Raw genomic sequence first — 16296 nt, 5'->3', positions numbered from 1 at the left:
ACCAGCGATATATGCATAAAATTTGTACTTTTTTACTTGTTTTATTTTGTGGATTTTCAGTCCATTCTCAAGTAGAACAAGTGGCTCAGGATACAGTTAAAACTGGGTTTTCTGTTGGAAAAATTCAATTAAAAAACCCACCAAGTATTCGTTCTGCTTACACCTATGATCCTGTTACAGATCGTTATGTTTATACGAGTTCTTTAGACGGTTTGTCTATAAATTATCCTATTTTTTTAACACCAAAAGAATACGAAAAATTGGTTCTTAAGGAATCAATGCGGGATTATTTTAAGAAAAAAGTTGATGCTATTGATGGTAAAAAAGAAGGTAGCGACTTGGCTAAAAAAGATCTTTTGCCTCGCTACTACGTTAAATCAGGCTTATTTGAATCTATTTTTGGTAGCAATACTATTGATGTTAGACCTACTGGTTCAATCGAAATGGATTTAGGAATACGGTACACCAAACAAGACAACCCTTCATTTTCGCCTCGAAACAGATCTAATTTATCTTTTGATTTTGATCAACGTATCAGCATGAGTTTAATGGGTAAAGTAGGAACCCGATTGAATGTAAATGCCAATTACGATACGCAATCTACTTTTGCTTTTCAAAATTTAATTAAACTCGATTACGCTCCAACCGAAGACGACATTATTCAAAAAATAGAAGTTGGTAACGTGAGTATGCCACTTAACAGTTCCTTAATTCGTGGTGCACAAAGTTTATTCGGGGTAAAAACTCAGTTGCAATTTGGTAAAACAACGGTAACGGGTGTGTTTTCTGAGCAAAAATCACAAACAAAAAGTTTAGTAGCACAAGGCGGTGGTACGATTGAAGATTTTGAAATGTTTGCCTTAGATTATGACAGTGACAGGCATTTCTTTTTATCGCAATATTTCAGAAATAGATACGATAAAGCTTTAGCAAATTATCCATTTATTGACAGTAGGGTACAAATTTCGAGAATAGAAGTTTGGGTGACCAACAGGCAAAATAGAGTAACTACTACTAATAATAACTTACGTAATATTATTGCGCTGCAGGATTTAGGAGAAGGGCAGCTTTCTGACACGCCGGATACTGAAGTTGTAGTTTTAAATCCATCAACAGGAATCTTTAATAATCCTGTAGATACACCTGCTGACAACACGAACAATGATTATGATCCTGCACAGATTAATGCTGGAACGGGTTTGTTAAATCCAAATATTCGTGAAATTGCTACAGCCAATTCTGGTTTTAATACCACTGTAAACGAAGGACAAGACTACTCCAAACTTGAAAATGCTCGAAAATTAAATCCAAACGAATATACCTTTAACCCGCAATTAGGTTTTATCTCTTTGCAACAACGTTTGGCTAATGATGAGGTTTTAGCAGTAGCCTATCAGTATACTATTGGTGATCAAGTGTACCAAGTTGGGGAGTTTGGGAATGATGGGGTAGATGCTACTGTAGTTACAGGGAATACGCCTTCAACACAAGCCATTATTTCGCAAAGTTTGATATTGAAAATGCTGAAAAGCAACTTGACAAACGTAACCAACCCAGTGTGGAACTTGATGATGAAAAATATTTATCAAATTCAAGGAGGGTATCAACTTACGCAAGAAGATTTTAGATTCAACATTTTATACACAGATCCGTCACCATTAAATTATATTACAGAAGCGAATGGAACTCCATTTCCCGCAAATCCAACAGCTGAAAATAGAGTAGCCGAAACGCCATTATTAAAAGTTTTTAACTTAGATAAGTTAAATTACAACAACGATCCTCAAGCAGGCGGAGATGGATTTTTTGACTTTTTACCAGGGCTAACGATCGATGCACAAAATGGGCGTATCATGTTTAGTACCAAAGAGCCTTTTGGAGAATTACTTTTCAAAAAATTATCCAATCCGAATAGTGGTGAAAACTACAGCAATCCTACAACTTATAATGAAAACCAGCGTAAATATGTTTTTAGAAGCATGTATCGTAGTACGCAAGCGGGCGCTTTGCAAGACAGTGATAAGAACAAATTTTTATTGCGTGGTAAATACAAATCTAATGGAAACGACGGAATTCCTATTGGTGCTTTAAACGTTCCTCAAGGATCAGTAGTGGTGACCGCCGCTGGACGAGTATTGGTTGAAGGTGTAGATTATAGTGTGAATTATCAATTTGGTAGAGTACAAATTTTAGATCCGTCTTTGCAAGCCTCAAATACGCCAATAGAAATTTCATTAGAAAACAATTCTATATTTGGTCAGCAAACCAGACGTTTTATGGGCTTTAATGTGGAGCACAAAATTTCGGAGAATTTTGTAGTAGGTGGTACTTTCTTAAAAATGTCAGAGCGTCCTTTTACACAAAAATCAAGTTTTGGTCAGGAGTCAGTAAACAATACCATCTTCGGTTTTAACACCAATTTTTCTACTGAGGTGCCTTTCTTTACACGATTAGTAAACAAACTACCTAATATTGATACTGATGTTCCTTCAAATTTATCTATCAGAGGTGAAGTTGCTTTCTTAAGACCAGACACTCCAAAGGCTGATCAATTTGAAGGCGAATCTACCATTTACGTAGATGATTTTGAAGGCTCCCAATCTACCATTGATTTAAGATCTCCTTTTGCTTGGAGTTTGGCTTCGGTGCCTGAGCGTAATACAGCAAGTCGTTATGATTTTGGCGGAAACGCTACCGATTTAAGATATGGTTTCAAGCGAGCAAAGTTGGCTTGGTATGCTATTGACCCAATTTTTTACACTCAAAAACCCGCAGGTATTTCAGATGATGATTTATCCTTTAATAAAACCCGTCGAATTTTTAGTAGAGAATTGTACCCTCTTACTGATATCGCTCAAGGGCAAACACAAGTTATAAATACTTTAGATTTAACTTATTTCCCAACAGAGCGCGGACCGTACAACAATGATTCAAATTTTGCTACTAATCCAAGTGACAACTTTGGGGGAATTATGCGCTCATTGAATTCAACCAATTTTGAACAAGGAAATGTAGAGTACATTCAGTTTTGGATTTTAGATCCGTACGTTGGTAATGGTCCTACACCACAGTCAAATTCAGGAAAAATTTATTTTAACTTAGGTGAAATTTCTGAGGATATTCTAAAGGACGGTCGTAAGCAATATGAGAACGGTTTAGGTACTGATCAACTTTTAGTAAACCCGAGACCAATTTGGGGAGACGTACCAGCATCACAATCTTTAATTTATGCTTTTGATACCAATACAGCCAATAGAAGGATTCAAGATATTGGTTTAGACGGTCTCTCAAATGATTTAGAAGCCCAAGTGTACACCAGTTTTGCCTCTGAGCTTGATCCTGCTGCTGATGATTATCGTTTTTATTTGAATGCTAACGGTGGCATTATTGATCGCTACAAACAATACAACGGTACTGATGGCAACTCTGCCGTAGATATCAACGATGCTAACCGTGGTGCTACAGCAGCTCCTGATGTTGAAGATATTAATCGAGACAATACAATGAATACCATAAATGCCTATTATGAGTACAGTATAGATGTACAACCGGGCATGCAGATTGGTCAAAATTACATTACAGATATTCGTAACACGCAAGAAACCTTACCAAACGGATCTACAACCGTGGCGCGATGGATACAGTTTAAAATTCCGGTTTCGCAGCCAGAAAATACAATTGGAAGTATTTCTGATTTTAGATCAATACGTTTTATGAGAATGTTCATGACGGGTTTTAATGAAGAAGTTACCGTTCGTTTTGGAGCGCTAGATTTAGTTCGAGGAGAATGGAGAAGGTACACTAATACACTTGATTTTAATGATACCAATCTTGCTGACGATAATACCATTTTAGACGTTTTGGCGGTAAATGTCCAAGAAAATAACGAGAGATGCCCAATTAATTATGTAGTTCCACCGGGAGTGCAAAGGGAGCAATTGTTTAATAACAATACCATAATCAATCAAAACGAACAATCGCTGGCATTAAGAGTTTCGGGGAATGGATTAGAGCCACAAGATTCAAGAGCGGTTTTTAAAAACGTAAGTATTGACATGCGTCAGTTTAATAAACTTAAAATGTTTTTACACGCTGAGTCTTTACCGGGTGAGATCAGTTTGCAAGATGGCCAAATGAGTGGTTTCATTCGTTTTGGAAATGATTTTAATCAGAACTTTTATCAAGTAGAGATCCCTTTAAAAGTTACACTTCCAAATGGGGTATCTAATTCTGATTGTACACCTTTAAATGCAGAGGCTGTTTGGCCTACAGAAAATGAAATCGACTTACCACTAGATTTATTGACTAAGTTGAAAATTCTGGCCATGAGTATTGATCCTACAACTTTACCACTTGATGGGGTTTATTATCCTGACTTAGATCCTTCAAAACCTGATGGTGATGGTAGCGCTAATTTGCGAATTGGTATTAAAGGGAATCCAAATTTTGGTTTAGTACGCACCTTAATGGTAGGGGTTAAAAACAATGATTTACGAAACGATATTCAAGGCGAAGTTTGGTTTAATGAATTGCGTCTGGCTGATATGGATAACAAAGGCGGTATGGCAGCGGTCCTTAATATAGATACTAATTTTGCTGATTTTGCAACTGTTTCGGCTAGCGGACGAAAAAGTACAATTGGCTTTGGTACTTTAGAGCAAGGACCTAACGAACGTAGTCGTGAAGATGTGCAGCAGTACAATATCGTTACTAATGTAAATATGGGTAAATTGCTTCCGCAAAAATGGGGAGTGAATTTACCATTTAATTATGCGGTTGGCGAAGAAACTATTACGCCAGAATACGATCCTTTTAACCAAGATATCAGATTAAAACAACTGATTGCCGAAACGCCAGAACAAAACAAAAAAGATAACATTCGCAACCGTGCAATTGATTATACCAAACGTACTAGTATCAATTTTATTGGAGTTCGAAAAGAGCGTCAAGCTGAGCAAAAACAACATGTATATGATATCGAAAATTTTACTTTTTCGCAATCGTATAATGAAGTAGAGCGTCATGATTTTGAAATAGAAGAGTATGTTGATCAGCAGGCTAATTCATCCATTGATTATTCTTATGCGTTCAAATCAAAACCTGTTGAGCCTTTCAAGAAAAATAAAATGATGCAAAAAAGCAATTATTGGAAAATGTTGAGTGATTTCAATTTCAATTACTTGCCTTCTACAATAAACTTTAATACTAATATAAACAGGCAATACAACCGTCAACAATTTAGACAAGTAGAAGTAGAGGGTATCGGTCTAGACCCATTGTACCGACGAAATTTTGCTTTCAATTATCAATACGGTTTTAATTATAATTTGACTAAGGCATTAAAACTAAACTACACCGCATCGTCAAGTAATATTGTCAAAAATTATCTTAATGAAAATAACGAACCTATTGACAGTTTCACGATCTGGGATAGTTATTGGGATATGGGTGATCCTAATCAGCACTTGCAACAGTTGGTTTTAAATTATGAAATACCAATTAACAAAATACCACTTTTTGGTTTTGTAAAAGCGAATTATACTTATACTGGTGATTACAGTTGGCAGCGTACCTCAAATGCATTGTCACAAATTAGTATTGACGGACAGGATTTCAATTTAGGAAACACGATTCAAAATGCAGCCTCTCATAATATCAACGGAACGTTCAATATGGAGACGCTTTATAAGTATTTGGGTTTATCTGAAACAGTCAAAAAACCAGTTGCTAAACCTAAAACTGCTATTCCTAAACCTGGAGAAAAAATAGTTAATACAGCTCCAAATGTTGCCGATAAAAAGAGTCCATTTGTAGATGGTTTACTAGGGATTTTAACCAGTGTGAAAAATATTCAAGTAAATTATACGCACAATAGCGGAACTGTTTTACCAGGGTACACACCAGGAGTTGGGTTTTTGGGTTCGTCTAGACCATCACTTGGGTTTATTTTTGGAAGCCAAGATGATGTTCGTTTTGAGGCAGCTAAGAATGGTTGGTTAACCACATACCAAGATTTTAATCAAAATTATAGCCAAGTTACTAATAAGGTTTTAAAGGCTACAGCCAATGTTGATTTGTTTCCAGATTTTAAAATTGATTTAACATTAGACAGGTCTTATTCGGATAATTTCTCGGAGCAATATGATGTTTCTAATGGAATATATAATGCAAGATCTCCATACAATACAGGAATTTTCTCAATTTCTACAGTATTAATAAAAACTTCTTTTGCAACTAGCGATCAAAATAATTCTAGTGCGTTTGATGATTTTAGAGCCAATAGGTTAACAGTCGCGAATCGTTTGGCTACGGAGCGAGGCATCGATATTAATAATCCAATTAATATTGATTCAGAAGGGTTTCCTAGAGGGTTTGGTAAAAATAATCAAGCAGTGTTATTGCCGGCATTCTTGGCAGCTTATAGTGGTGGCAATGCGACTGATGTTTCTTTGGGGATTTTTAGAAGTTTTCCAATACCAAACTGGGCTATTAAGTACAACGGATTGATGCGCTACGAAACATTCAAGAAAGCTTTTAAACGTTTTTCATTGCAACACAATTACCGCGCATCGTATACAATTAATGCTTTCCGTTCTAATTTTGAGTTTGATAAGGATCCTGCCGGTGTGGATGCTAGCGGTAACTTTTATAACAAAACCATCATGTCTAATATCAACTTGGTGGAGCAGTTTAATCCGTTAGTTCGTATGGATTTTGAGTTGAAAAGTTCGTTAAAAATTCTAACTGAAATTAAAAAAGATCGCGCTTTGTCAATGAGTTTTGACAACAATTTATTGACTGAAGTTAAAGGTGTAGAGTATGTAGTAGGGCTTGGATATCGTTTTAAAGATGTAATATTCTCATCACGCTTAGCTGATAATCCAACAGGAATCATCAAAAGCGATATCAATTTAACCGCCGATGTAACTTATAGAAACAATGAAACATTGGTGCGCTACTTGGATTACGACAACAATCAATTAGCAGGAGGGCAAAATATTTGGACAATCAAGCTTAAAGCGGATTATGCATTTAGTAAAAACCTAACAGCTATTTTCTATTACGATCACTCGTTTTCTAAAGCGGTAATTTCAACTGCATTTCCATTGACAAACATTAGATCTGGATTTACACTCCGATATAATTTTGGAAATTAATTTTTGAAATCTGAGCAAAATTTCTGTAGAAGATTGTTACATTTGTCTCATAAAAAATCAATTACTAATAACTATTTATCAATTACAAAGTAGATGAACATACCAGCAAATTTAAAGTATACAAAAGATCACGAGTGGATTAGTATCGAAGGCGATATCGCAACAGTAGGAATCACTGATTTTGCACAAAAAGAATTAGGAGATATTGTATACGTTGAGGTAGAAACTTTAGATCAAACACTTGAAAAAGACGAAGTTTTTGGAACTGTTGAGGCGGTAAAAACGGTATCGGATTTATTTTTACCTATAGCAGGTGAGATTATCGAATTTAACGATGCGCTTGAGAGTACTCCAGAAAGTGTAAATTCAGATCCTTACGGTGCAGGTTGGATGATTAAAGTGAAAATTGCAAACCTTGACGAAGTAGCTACTTTGCTTTCGGATGCAGATTACAAAGCATTAATTGGTGCTTAAAAACATTTATCTTTTCAGCACAATAATTTGGGCTGTAATTATATCTGTGTTTTGCTTAGTCCAGTTTAATAGTGTTCCATTAGGAACAGTATCGCATTTGGATAAAGTTGTTCATGCATTCTTTTATTTTGTACTTACATTTTTGCTGCAATTATATCTGAAAGAAGTCAAAGCTCATTGGTCAAAGAAGGCTTTGAAAAGATATTCTTTTGTAAGTGCTATTTTGTTTGGAATAGTGATTGAGTTAATTCAAGAGACTTGCACAGCAACAAGGCATGCCGATGTATTGGATGTATTGGCAAATACTACAGGAGCATTACTTTCCATAGGAGTATTTTCGATGTATGAACGTATCAAATTAAAACATAAGTACTAGTTACGAATTGAAATCCCGCTTCGGCGGGATTTTTTGTTTTGTGCTATTTTTTAAGTAAATAAAATTCATTGTTTTTTTATCCTTTGCATTGATTATTACAGCTCGACGCTAACCTTATGTAAAGATAAAATGTATTTTTGTAGAACTAAGCACTGCTTCCAAAAAACCAAAATAAATGGACATCAAGAATTATTTAGACAGCACCTATTTAAAAACTGCTTTGCAAGCAGGTGTATCCGAAGAGCAAAATGATCTTTTGATAGTAAACTGTATTCAAGAAGCAATCGATGAGCAATTCAAGCTCGTTATGATTCGTCCAGAAAAAGTTTCATTGGCATACCGCATGCGAGCAGACCAAGACTCTCAAATAAAAATAGGAACTGTAATTGATTTCCCAGAGGGTAAAGCAAGCATTGACGAAAAATTAGATGAAGCCAAAGAGGCTATTGCTGCAGGTGCTGATGATTTAGATTTTGTATGCAATTACCAAGAGTTTAAAAATGGACAAGTAGATCTTCTAAAACATGAAATACTCCTTGGTACACAATTGGGTTTAACGCATCACAAAGTTGTCAAATGGATTATTGAAGTAGCGGAACTCACAGACAAAGAGATTATTCAGATTTGTAGTTTGATTAAAAATGTAGTTGTAAAACATTTTAATCAAGAACAATTGGCAAGTGTTTTTGTTAAATCGTCAACAGGTTTTTTCAAAACACAAGATAATTTGCCAAATGGAGCAACTGTGGATACCATAAAAATGATGCTAGAAAATGCAGCACCTTTGCCTGTTAAAGCGGCAGGTGGCGTAAGGACTTATCAAGAAGCGGTAGCTATGATTGACCTTGGGGTGAAGCGTATAGGGACTTCGGGAGCTAAAGAAATTGCCTCAGGTCAAAGAACTAAAGATGAATATTAAAGATATAAATACCACCCGCATGAATAAAATTTTAGTAGTAATAGCTCTTTTGGGTACTATTTTCTTTGCTTCGGCACAAGAATCTAGCCGCGTAAATCCACAAGAAGATGCAACTGCAGACCGCTTTCCTGTTTTTATTAATTGTCAAAATTTACAGGGTGAACAATTAAAAAAATGTTTTTACGATCAAGTGCAAGATTTTGTGAATGCTAATTTTGTGATTCCACAAGACTTAATTCAAAACAATTTTAATGGTAATGTAAAAGTGTTGTTTGAAGTGAATTCTGATGGTGTTTTCAAAGTTATTTATACTGATGCTGCTAATGAGCAGTTATTACAAGAAACCAAGCGCGTGTTTTCGTCTATGCCAAAAGTCTCGCCTGCTACTTACAATGGTAAGCCTACTTATTCGAGGTTTACAATGACAATTCCGATTCCACTTCAATCTAGAACTGAAACAGTAGCAAGTACGAGAGCTGTGTTAGCTAATGTGGTAAAAAAAGATGTTGTGCTTACTGAATTGGATAGTATTGTCTATAAAAAATTCGATAGCCCTGAATTTGAAAGCAATCTTAATATTCCCTTTTCTCATAGTTATTACGCGCAGTTTGATGCAGCGATGAACCAAATGGGTAGTAATAATCACACTGCCTCTAAGCCATTTACCTATGCCCAAGTAGCTAAATATTATGATTTTAAATCGGTAAATCAATCTTTGCAAAAGAATACAAAAAGTTGGTGGGCAAAGAAATTGTGGAACGAAAATTTAGTAGAGATAAAAGGCGAAGATTACTGGTTTACGTTGAATCCGATACTAGATTTGCAAGTTGGTAGCGCTTCAGATAACAAGTCATCCTATACTTACACCAATACACGAGGAATCAATTTTAGAGGAGGTTTGGGAAAAAATCTTCATTTCACCACTACGGTTTTTGAAAGCCAAGGTCGTTTTGCTGATTATTACAACAATTACGCTATTTCTATTCGTCCTGACGGTGGAAATCCAGCAATCATTCCGGGAATAGGAATTGCTAAAGAATTCAAGACTGATGCTTTTGACTTCCCTTCGGCAGATGCTAATTTGACTTTTACGCCAAGTAAATACCTAGACATGCAGTTGGGCTATAGCAGAAATTTTATCGGTGATGGATATAGATCTTTGTTAGAAAGTGACGGCGCTAGTCCTTATCCTTATTTTAAATTAAATACTAATTTCTGGAAAATAAAATATACCAATACCTATATGTGGTTGAAAGACGTGCGACCTGAGGTGACTACTGAGAGGACTTACGCAACAAAATTCATGGCCAATCATTATTTAAGTTGGAATGTCTCCAACCGTCTGAATTTAGGTTTTTTCGAATCGGTAGTATGGACCAATACTAACGATCGTGGGTTTGATGTGAACTTTGTAAACCCAATAATTTTCTATCGTTCTGTTGAGTTTACTTCATCTGCGCGAAGCGGAAACGCGATTTTAGGGCTTACTTTTAAATACAAATGGAACAATGCCATTAATTTTTATGGGCAGTTTATCTTAGATGAATTCTCGCTTGGCGATGTGAAAGAAGGGAATAATAGCTGGAAAAATAAGTATGGCTACCAAATAGGAGCCAAATATTATAATGCTTTTGGGGTTAAAAATTTATTAGCTCAAGTTGAGTATAATCACGTAAGGCCTTATGTGTATTCGCATAGTGCTGTGATTACAAATTATGGTCACAACAATCAAAGTTTGGGTCATCAATGGGGCGGTAATTTTAGGGAGCTAATCGGAATTGCTCGTTACCATCAAGGTAGGCTGTTTGCTGATGCAAAAGTTATTTTAGGTACTCGTGGATTTGATTTTAATACACCATCTGACTCTTTTAATTACGGAGGAAATATTTATAAAAATTACGACAATCAAAGACCTTTTGATTCTGGTGTAAAAGTTGGTCAAGGAAACAAAACAACAGTTTTTATCGCTGACCTTCAAGCGGGCTATTTAATTAATCCCTCAACTAATTTAAAGCTATTTGGTAGTTTGATTTATCGAAGTTTTAATCCTGATGTTGATACTGTTACCACCTTCAAACAAAATACAACTTGGTTTAGTATGGGGGTTAGAGCGGATATTTTCAATTGGTATTTTGATTATTAATCGCTACCGTATTGATTTTTATACTTTTTTGTGAATTGTTTTTTGTCAAATCCCTTTTGTTAGTCTACTTTTGCAAAAGTTTTTAGAAACAAAATATTACTAGCTTTGAGCGCAACATCCAGTACACTTTCATTAAAATCTGTTTATATCGATTTCAGAGAAATCACTAAAGCTCGTCTAGCTGTAAGTGTGGTTTTTTCGTCAATAGCTGGTTTTATATTGGGTATTTACGATTGGAATTCACTTAGTTGGATGGTTTTGTTAAAGTTGGCTATTGGTGGCTACTGTATGGTAGGTGCTTCTAATGCATTTAATCAAGTTATAGAAAAAGATCTTGATGCTTTGATGGATAGGACAAAAGATCGTCCGGTTCCGGCAGGTAGAATGACTGTTACTTCAGCATTGATAATTGCTAGTTTACTAACTGTGATTGGTTTAGTTTTGTTGTATACCATCAACGAAAAAACCGCCATGTTTGGTGCGATTTCGATCTTTTTGTACACCAGTGTGTATACGCCTCTAAAAACAATGACCTCTTTATCAGTTTTTGTTGGTGCTTTTCCAGGTGCAATTCCGTTCATGTTAGGTTGGGTTGCTGCTACTGGTGAATTTGGTATCGAAGCAGGGACTTTATTTTTGATTCAATTTTTCTGGCAGTTCCCACATTTTTGGGCTATAGGTTGGTTCTTGTATGAAGATTACGAAAAGGCAGGATTTTTTATGTTGCCTACAGGTAAAAAAGATAAGGGAACTGCTCTACAAGTAATATTGTATACCGTTTGGCTAATTTTGGCCTCATTATTACCTGTTTTTGGTTATACTGGCCGTTTGTATATTACGCCTGTCACAGCAGTGATTGTCTTTTTATTAGGATTATGGATGTTGTTCTATGCTGTAAAATTGTATAAAGAGCGTACAGCAAAAGCAGCACGAACCTTAATGTTGGTAAGTGTTTCTTATATTACTTTGTTGCAATTAGTATATATTATTGATAAATTTTTAAGATAGATATGAATATGACAATGACCGCAGAGGAGCAAAAAGCACGTAGCAATAGATCGTACAAACTGATCTTATTGTTTGCTATGGTGAGTATGACCATGATGTTTGCTGGACTTACTAGTGCGTTTGTAGTGAGTAAATCAAGAGCAGATTGGTTGAAAGATTTTGAATTACCGAGTGCGTTTTATTACAGTACAGTTGTAATTATTGCTTGTAGTGTTACCTTTCATTTGGCTAAAAAAGCAATTCAACGAAACAATCAAAGTGCTACAACAGGTTTTCTTTGGGGAACCTTAGCATTGGGGCTTTTATTTGTATTTTTACAATTCGAAGGCTTTGATCAAATCGTACAAAGTGGCTATTATTTCACTGGTAGCGGAAGTTCAATTACAACAACATTTTTGTATGTTGTAACTGTTGTACACTTGTTACACCTTGCTGGTGGTGTGATTTCGCTGTTAATTATAATTTATAATCATTTTAAACAAAAATACAATTCATCTCAAACCCTTGGTATAGAACTCGGTGCAATGTATTGGCACTTTTTAGACTTATTGTGGGTTTATTTGTTTTTGTTTTTATATTTCTTTAAATAAGAAAAAAACGTAAATTTGGGAACTTTTTAACGAATAACTTTTATGGAAGCGACAGTTACTACTGCAAATAGTGAAGAAAAAACTTGGGGAGGCGGCAATGAGCCAATGGGAGCAAGTTATGGTAAATTAATGATGTGGTTTTTTATCGTATCAGATGCCTTAACGTTCTCTGGATTTCTAGCGGCTTACGGTTTTTCTAGATTTAAATTTATTGAAACTTGGCCAGTGGCTGATGAGGTGTTTACACACTTTCCGTTCTTACACGGAGTTTCAGCGCCTATGTATTATGTGGCGTTGATGACGTTTATTTTGATTTTCTCGTCTGTAACAATGGTATTGGCTGTTGATGCAGGTCATCAAATGAAAAAAGACAAAGTAGTTTTGTACATGTTCTTAACAATTATTGGTGGTTTAATTTTCGTAGGTTCTCAAGCTTGGGAGTGGAAAAACTTCATCAAAGGAGAATATGGCGCTGTTGAAACTAAAGGTGGTAGTTTACTGCAGTTTGTGGATAAAGACGGTAAAAGAGTTGCTTTAGCAGAATTTGCGGCTACTCTTCCTGAAGAGAGAGAACAACTAACTCGTAACAAAGCTAAGTGGTTCATGGATGAGCCTACTTTACCTTCTTATTCAGTTGCTGAAGTTCAAGCTGGTTTCAAATCGCATCCAGATGTCTTAATTCGTACTGAGGTATTGAATGAGAAAAAACAAAAGACAGTTCTTTCGAGAAAAGAGTCAGAGGCTAGATTAGCTGATGCACAATATGTTGTGGAAGGTGCTAACTTGATAAGAAACGAGTACGGAAGTAAATTGTTTGCTGACTTCTTTTTCTTTATTACAGGTTTCCACGGTTTCCACGTTTTCTCTGGAGTGATTATTAACATCATCATCTTCTTTAATGTGTTATTAGGAACTTACGAGAAAAGAAAAAGTTATGAAATGGTAGAAAAAGTTGGATTATATTGGCACTTTGTCGATTTAGTTTGGGTTTTCGTATTTACAGTTTTCTATCTAGTTTAATTTCAAAAATTAATTATCATGTCACACGATCACGTATCAAATACTGGTAGAATCTGGAAAGTTTTCGGAATCTTGTCCGCAGTAACCATTTTTGAAGTTATCTTGGGTATTTTGAAGCCCGAGTCTCTTTACATGAACAGTTTAATGGGTATGAACTTGCTAAACTGGATTTTTTACGCTCTTACTTTGTACAAAGCGTATTATATTGTTTGGGCATTTATGCACATGGAAGGCGAAAAAAGTTCTTTGAGAGCATCAGTAGTTTATCCAGTTATCTTTTTAGTATTATACCTTCTTTTTATTCTTTTAACAGAAGGCGATTATATTTATGAGGTTTTTAAAAATTCAACAATTAAATGGAATTTTTAACAAGATATTAATTCATGAAAAGGGTACGCATTGCGTACCTTTTTTTATTTTTGTACTCTAATAAAAGTATCTCATTCAATGAAAAAAAATATAGTTCTTTTTGTTCTTTTTATCCTTCCTATTGTAGCTTATTTGTTTTTCGCTTCGGGTGTAAACGGATACACGAAATTGCCGACAATAACTCCAAATACTGCTGATTTTGGAAAATGGGAGACTTTAGATGGTAAACCTATTACGCTAACTGGTAAAGTAACTATTTTAGGTTTCTCAGGTTTTGAATTGTTAAAAAACAGAGGAAATCTTTTTAATTTAAATCAGAAGATCTACCAACGTTATCATGAATTCAAAGATGTTCAGTTTGTTGTTTTGTGTCCGAAAGGAACAGAGCAAGATGCTAAAAAGGTGATTACTGCGCTGGGTGCATTTACTGATGTGGCACAATGGCGTTTTGTTTTTGCTACTCCAGAAGAGATTTCTAAATATTATGCTCAGTTAAACTTAGTTGAAAAACTTGATGATAAATTTGGCACACCAAAAGTATATATCGTTGACAAAAAACGAAATTTACGTGGTCGTAAATTGGTAAAAGATGAGATGGAAGGTTACAATACATTTCATCCAGCTGAATTGAGTAATGAAATGTTAGATGATTTTAAAGTCATTTTGTATGAATACAGAGCAGCTTTGAAAAAGAATAACAATGCGTCACGCAAAATTTAAAATTCTTCTTTTATGTTTAAAAATAAATCGTACATAGGTATTTCATTTATTGTTTTGATTTTTGGGATTTATGCTATTCCGAAAATTGTACAGCGTATTAAAACTGATAAGGTGGTTCAAGGTGATCGTTTAGATCGTGTAAATCCTGTTACTGCTGATGATGATAAGTTGATTAAAATAGGGCCGGCACCTCGATTTGAATTAACGAATCAAGATAATAAAAAGATAAACAATGACACGTATAAAGGGAAGGTCTATGTTTTAGAATTCTTTTTTGTGAGTTGTCCTACTATTTGCCCAAAGATGAATGAGAGTATGTTGCTCATTGAAAAAAAGTTTTTTGGAAATCCTAACTTTGGTATATCATCGATCACTATTGATCCCGATCATGATACTGCTGAAGTTTTAAAAGATCATTCTAAATTACTTGGTGTTCGCTCTTCAAATTGGCATTTTTTAACGGGTAAAAAAGACTATATTTTCAACTTAGCCAACAAAGGATTTAATTTATATGCTGGTCAGAATAACAAAGTAGCAGGCGGTTTTGAGCATTCTGGTCTTTTTGCTTTAATTGATAAAAACGGAAATATCCGTTGCAGAAATGATGAGTTCGGTAATCCCATATTGTATTACGATGGACTTGATAAAATGGGAGTAAGAAACATTCAGCAGGATATAAATATTTTATTAAAAGAGTAAAATGGAAAATAGAACTTTAGAACAAAAATACAATAAGTGGATTATCATAGTGTCAATTGTTATTCCTGTAGTGGTAGCAATTTTATTTGGCGTTAAATTGAAAGATTTTGGGTATAATGTGGAGCCTTTGTCTTTCTTGCCACCTATTTACGCTACAACTAATGGTTTAACGGCTATCTTGCTTGTTGCTGCTGTTATGGCTATAAAAAACGGAAATAGAAAATTGCACCAAAGTTTGATGACGGCAGCTATCGCATTATCTTTAGCTTTTTTGGTGATGTATGTTGCTTACCATATGACAGCAGATTCAACTAAATTCAGAGGCGAAGGGGTAATTAAAGCAATTTATTTCTTTATCCTAATTACGCATATTGTTTTATCTATTGCTATAATCCCAATGGTATTGATTACTTATGTACGTGCGTTATCTCAAAGATTTGATGCGCACAAAAAAATTGCGAAAATAACTTTTCCTATTTGGTTGTATGTAGCGGTTACAGGCGTAATTGTTTATTTAATGATCTCTCCTTATTATGCACATTAATTCTCAAAAAGCAGAAAATAGCGTAGCTGTAAAAGGGTGGCGCTCTAGTACACTATTAATAGCATTTCTACTCTTTTTGTCGTCTAATATTGTTTCTGCTCAATGCGCAATGTGTAGAGCCGCATTAACTAGTGATGATAATACTACTCAAGCAGCAGCCGTTAACGACGGTATTGTTTATTTAATGATAATACCTTATTTGTTAGTTGCTGTGATTGGATTTATGATTTACAAAATGAAAAAGAGAAAGGCGTAGTTAAATATAAGTTTTTTGGGG

12 protein-coding genes are annotated in these 16296 nt (G+C 35.0%); all 12 read left to right on the top strand.

The window, feature by feature from the left end; translation table 11 throughout:
• Window positions 1–11: 11 nt before the first annotated feature.
• The 12 genes from sov to KBJ98_RS00755 all read left to right on the top strand — a co-directional run bounded on the left by sov (window position 12) and on the right by KBJ98_RS00755 (window position 16019).
• Window positions 12–7157 (top strand): T9SS outer membrane translocon Sov/SprA, encoded by a 7146-nt coding sequence (gene sov / locus KBJ98_RS00810; RefSeq protein WP_210787880.1) that lies wholly within the window; start codon window positions 12–14, stop codon window positions 7155–7157.
• A gap of 93 nt (window positions 7158–7250) precedes the next feature.
• Window positions 7251–7631, top strand: a complete 381-nt coding sequence (gcvH, locus tag KBJ98_RS00805) for a glycine cleavage system protein GcvH (RefSeq protein ID WP_210787879.1) — start codon at window positions 7251–7253, stop codon at window positions 7629–7631.
• On the top strand, window positions 7624–8007 hold the full coding sequence (locus KBJ98_RS00800) for a VanZ family protein (RefSeq protein WP_210787878.1): 384 nt from the start codon (window positions 7624–7626) through the stop codon (window positions 8005–8007). Before gcvH ends, KBJ98_RS00800 begins: the two co-directional genes overlap by 8 nt.
• A gap of 175 nt (window positions 8008–8182) precedes the next feature.
• Window positions 8183–8926, top strand: coding sequence for a deoxyribose-phosphate aldolase (gene deoC / locus KBJ98_RS00795; protein WP_210787877.1), 744 nt, complete (start codon window positions 8183–8185; stop codon window positions 8924–8926).
• A gap of 19 nt (window positions 8927–8945) precedes the next feature.
• Entirely contained in the window at window positions 8946–11069 is a 2124-nt protein-coding gene (locus tag KBJ98_RS00790; protein WP_210787876.1) for a gliding motility protein RemB, read from the top strand.
• A gap of 105 nt (window positions 11070–11174) precedes the next feature.
• Window positions 11175–12077: a heme o synthase gene (cyoE, locus tag KBJ98_RS00785; RefSeq protein ID WP_210787875.1), complete on the top strand. Its 903-nt coding sequence runs from the start codon at window positions 11175–11177 to the stop codon at window positions 12075–12077.
• A gap of 2 nt (window positions 12078–12079) precedes the next feature.
• Entirely contained in the window at window positions 12080–12667 is a 588-nt protein-coding gene (locus KBJ98_RS00780; protein WP_210787874.1) for a cytochrome c oxidase subunit 3, read from the top strand.
• Between the two features lie 42 nt (window positions 12668–12709).
• Complete coding sequence (locus tag KBJ98_RS00775) at window positions 12710–13687, top strand: cytochrome c oxidase subunit 3 (RefSeq protein WP_210787873.1); 978 nt, start codon at window positions 12710–12712, stop codon at window positions 13685–13687.
• 18 nt (window positions 13688–13705) lie between these two features.
• A complete protein-coding gene (locus tag KBJ98_RS00770) occupies window positions 13706–14056 on the top strand; it encodes a cytochrome C oxidase subunit IV family protein (protein ID WP_210787872.1) in 351 nt (116 codons plus the stop codon).
• Window positions 14057–14134: 78 nt separating this feature from the next.
• Window positions 14135–14776 carry a hypothetical protein gene (locus tag KBJ98_RS00765; protein WP_210787871.1) on the top strand — a complete coding sequence of 214 codons (642 nt, stop codon included), beginning with the start codon at window positions 14135–14137 and terminating at the stop codon, window positions 14774–14776.
• A gap of 12 nt (window positions 14777–14788) precedes the next feature.
• On the top strand, window positions 14789–15475 hold the full coding sequence (locus KBJ98_RS00760; RefSeq protein WP_210787870.1) for an SCO family protein: 687 nt from the start codon (window positions 14789–14791) through the stop codon (window positions 15473–15475).
• A gap of 1 nt (window position 15476) precedes the next feature.
• Window positions 15477–16019 (top strand): DUF420 domain-containing protein, encoded by a 543-nt coding sequence (locus KBJ98_RS00755; RefSeq protein ID WP_210787869.1) that lies wholly within the window; start codon window positions 15477–15479, stop codon window positions 16017–16019.
• Window positions 16020–16296 lie beyond the last annotated feature (277 nt).

Origin of the sequence: Flavobacterium erciyesense (assembly GCF_018069925.1) — a bacterium.
Classification (GTDB): domain Bacteria; phylum Bacteroidota; class Bacteroidia; order Flavobacteriales; family Flavobacteriaceae; genus Flavobacterium; species Flavobacterium erciyesense.
This window is presented reverse-complemented; position numbering and strand designations above follow the sequence as displayed.

What these genes read in the sequence shown, in the direction of transcription:
- sov (WP_210787880.1), top strand. Translation starts at nt 12, where the DNA reads ATGCATAAAATTTGTACTTTTTTACTTGTTTTATTTTGTGGATTTTCA.
- gcvH (WP_210787879.1), top strand. Translation starts at nt 7,251, where the DNA reads ATGAACATACCAGCAAATTTAAAGTATACAAAAGATCACGAGTGGATT.
- deoC (WP_210787877.1), top strand. Translation starts at nt 8,183, where the DNA reads ATGGACATCAAGAATTATTTAGACAGCACCTATTTAAAAACTGCTTTG.
- KBJ98_RS00790 (WP_210787876.1), top strand. Translation starts at nt 8,946, where the DNA reads ATGAATAAAATTTTAGTAGTAATAGCTCTTTTGGGTACTATTTTCTTT.
- KBJ98_RS00780 (WP_210787874.1), top strand. Translation starts at nt 12,080, where the DNA reads ATGAATATGACAATGACCGCAGAGGAGCAAAAAGCACGTAGCAATAGA.
- KBJ98_RS00775 (WP_210787873.1), top strand. Translation starts at nt 12,710, where the DNA reads ATGGAAGCGACAGTTACTACTGCAAATAGTGAAGAAAAAACTTGGGGA.
- KBJ98_RS00770 (WP_210787872.1), top strand. Translation starts at nt 13,706, where the DNA reads ATGTCACACGATCACGTATCAAATACTGGTAGAATCTGGAAAGTTTTC.
- KBJ98_RS00765 (WP_210787871.1), top strand. Translation starts at nt 14,135, where the DNA reads ATGAAAAAAAATATAGTTCTTTTTGTTCTTTTTATCCTTCCTATTGTA.
- KBJ98_RS00760 (WP_210787870.1), top strand. Translation starts at nt 14,789, where the DNA reads ATGTTTAAAAATAAATCGTACATAGGTATTTCATTTATTGTTTTGATT.
- KBJ98_RS00755 (WP_210787869.1), top strand. Translation starts at nt 15,477, where the DNA reads ATGGAAAATAGAACTTTAGAACAAAAATACAATAAGTGGATTATCATA.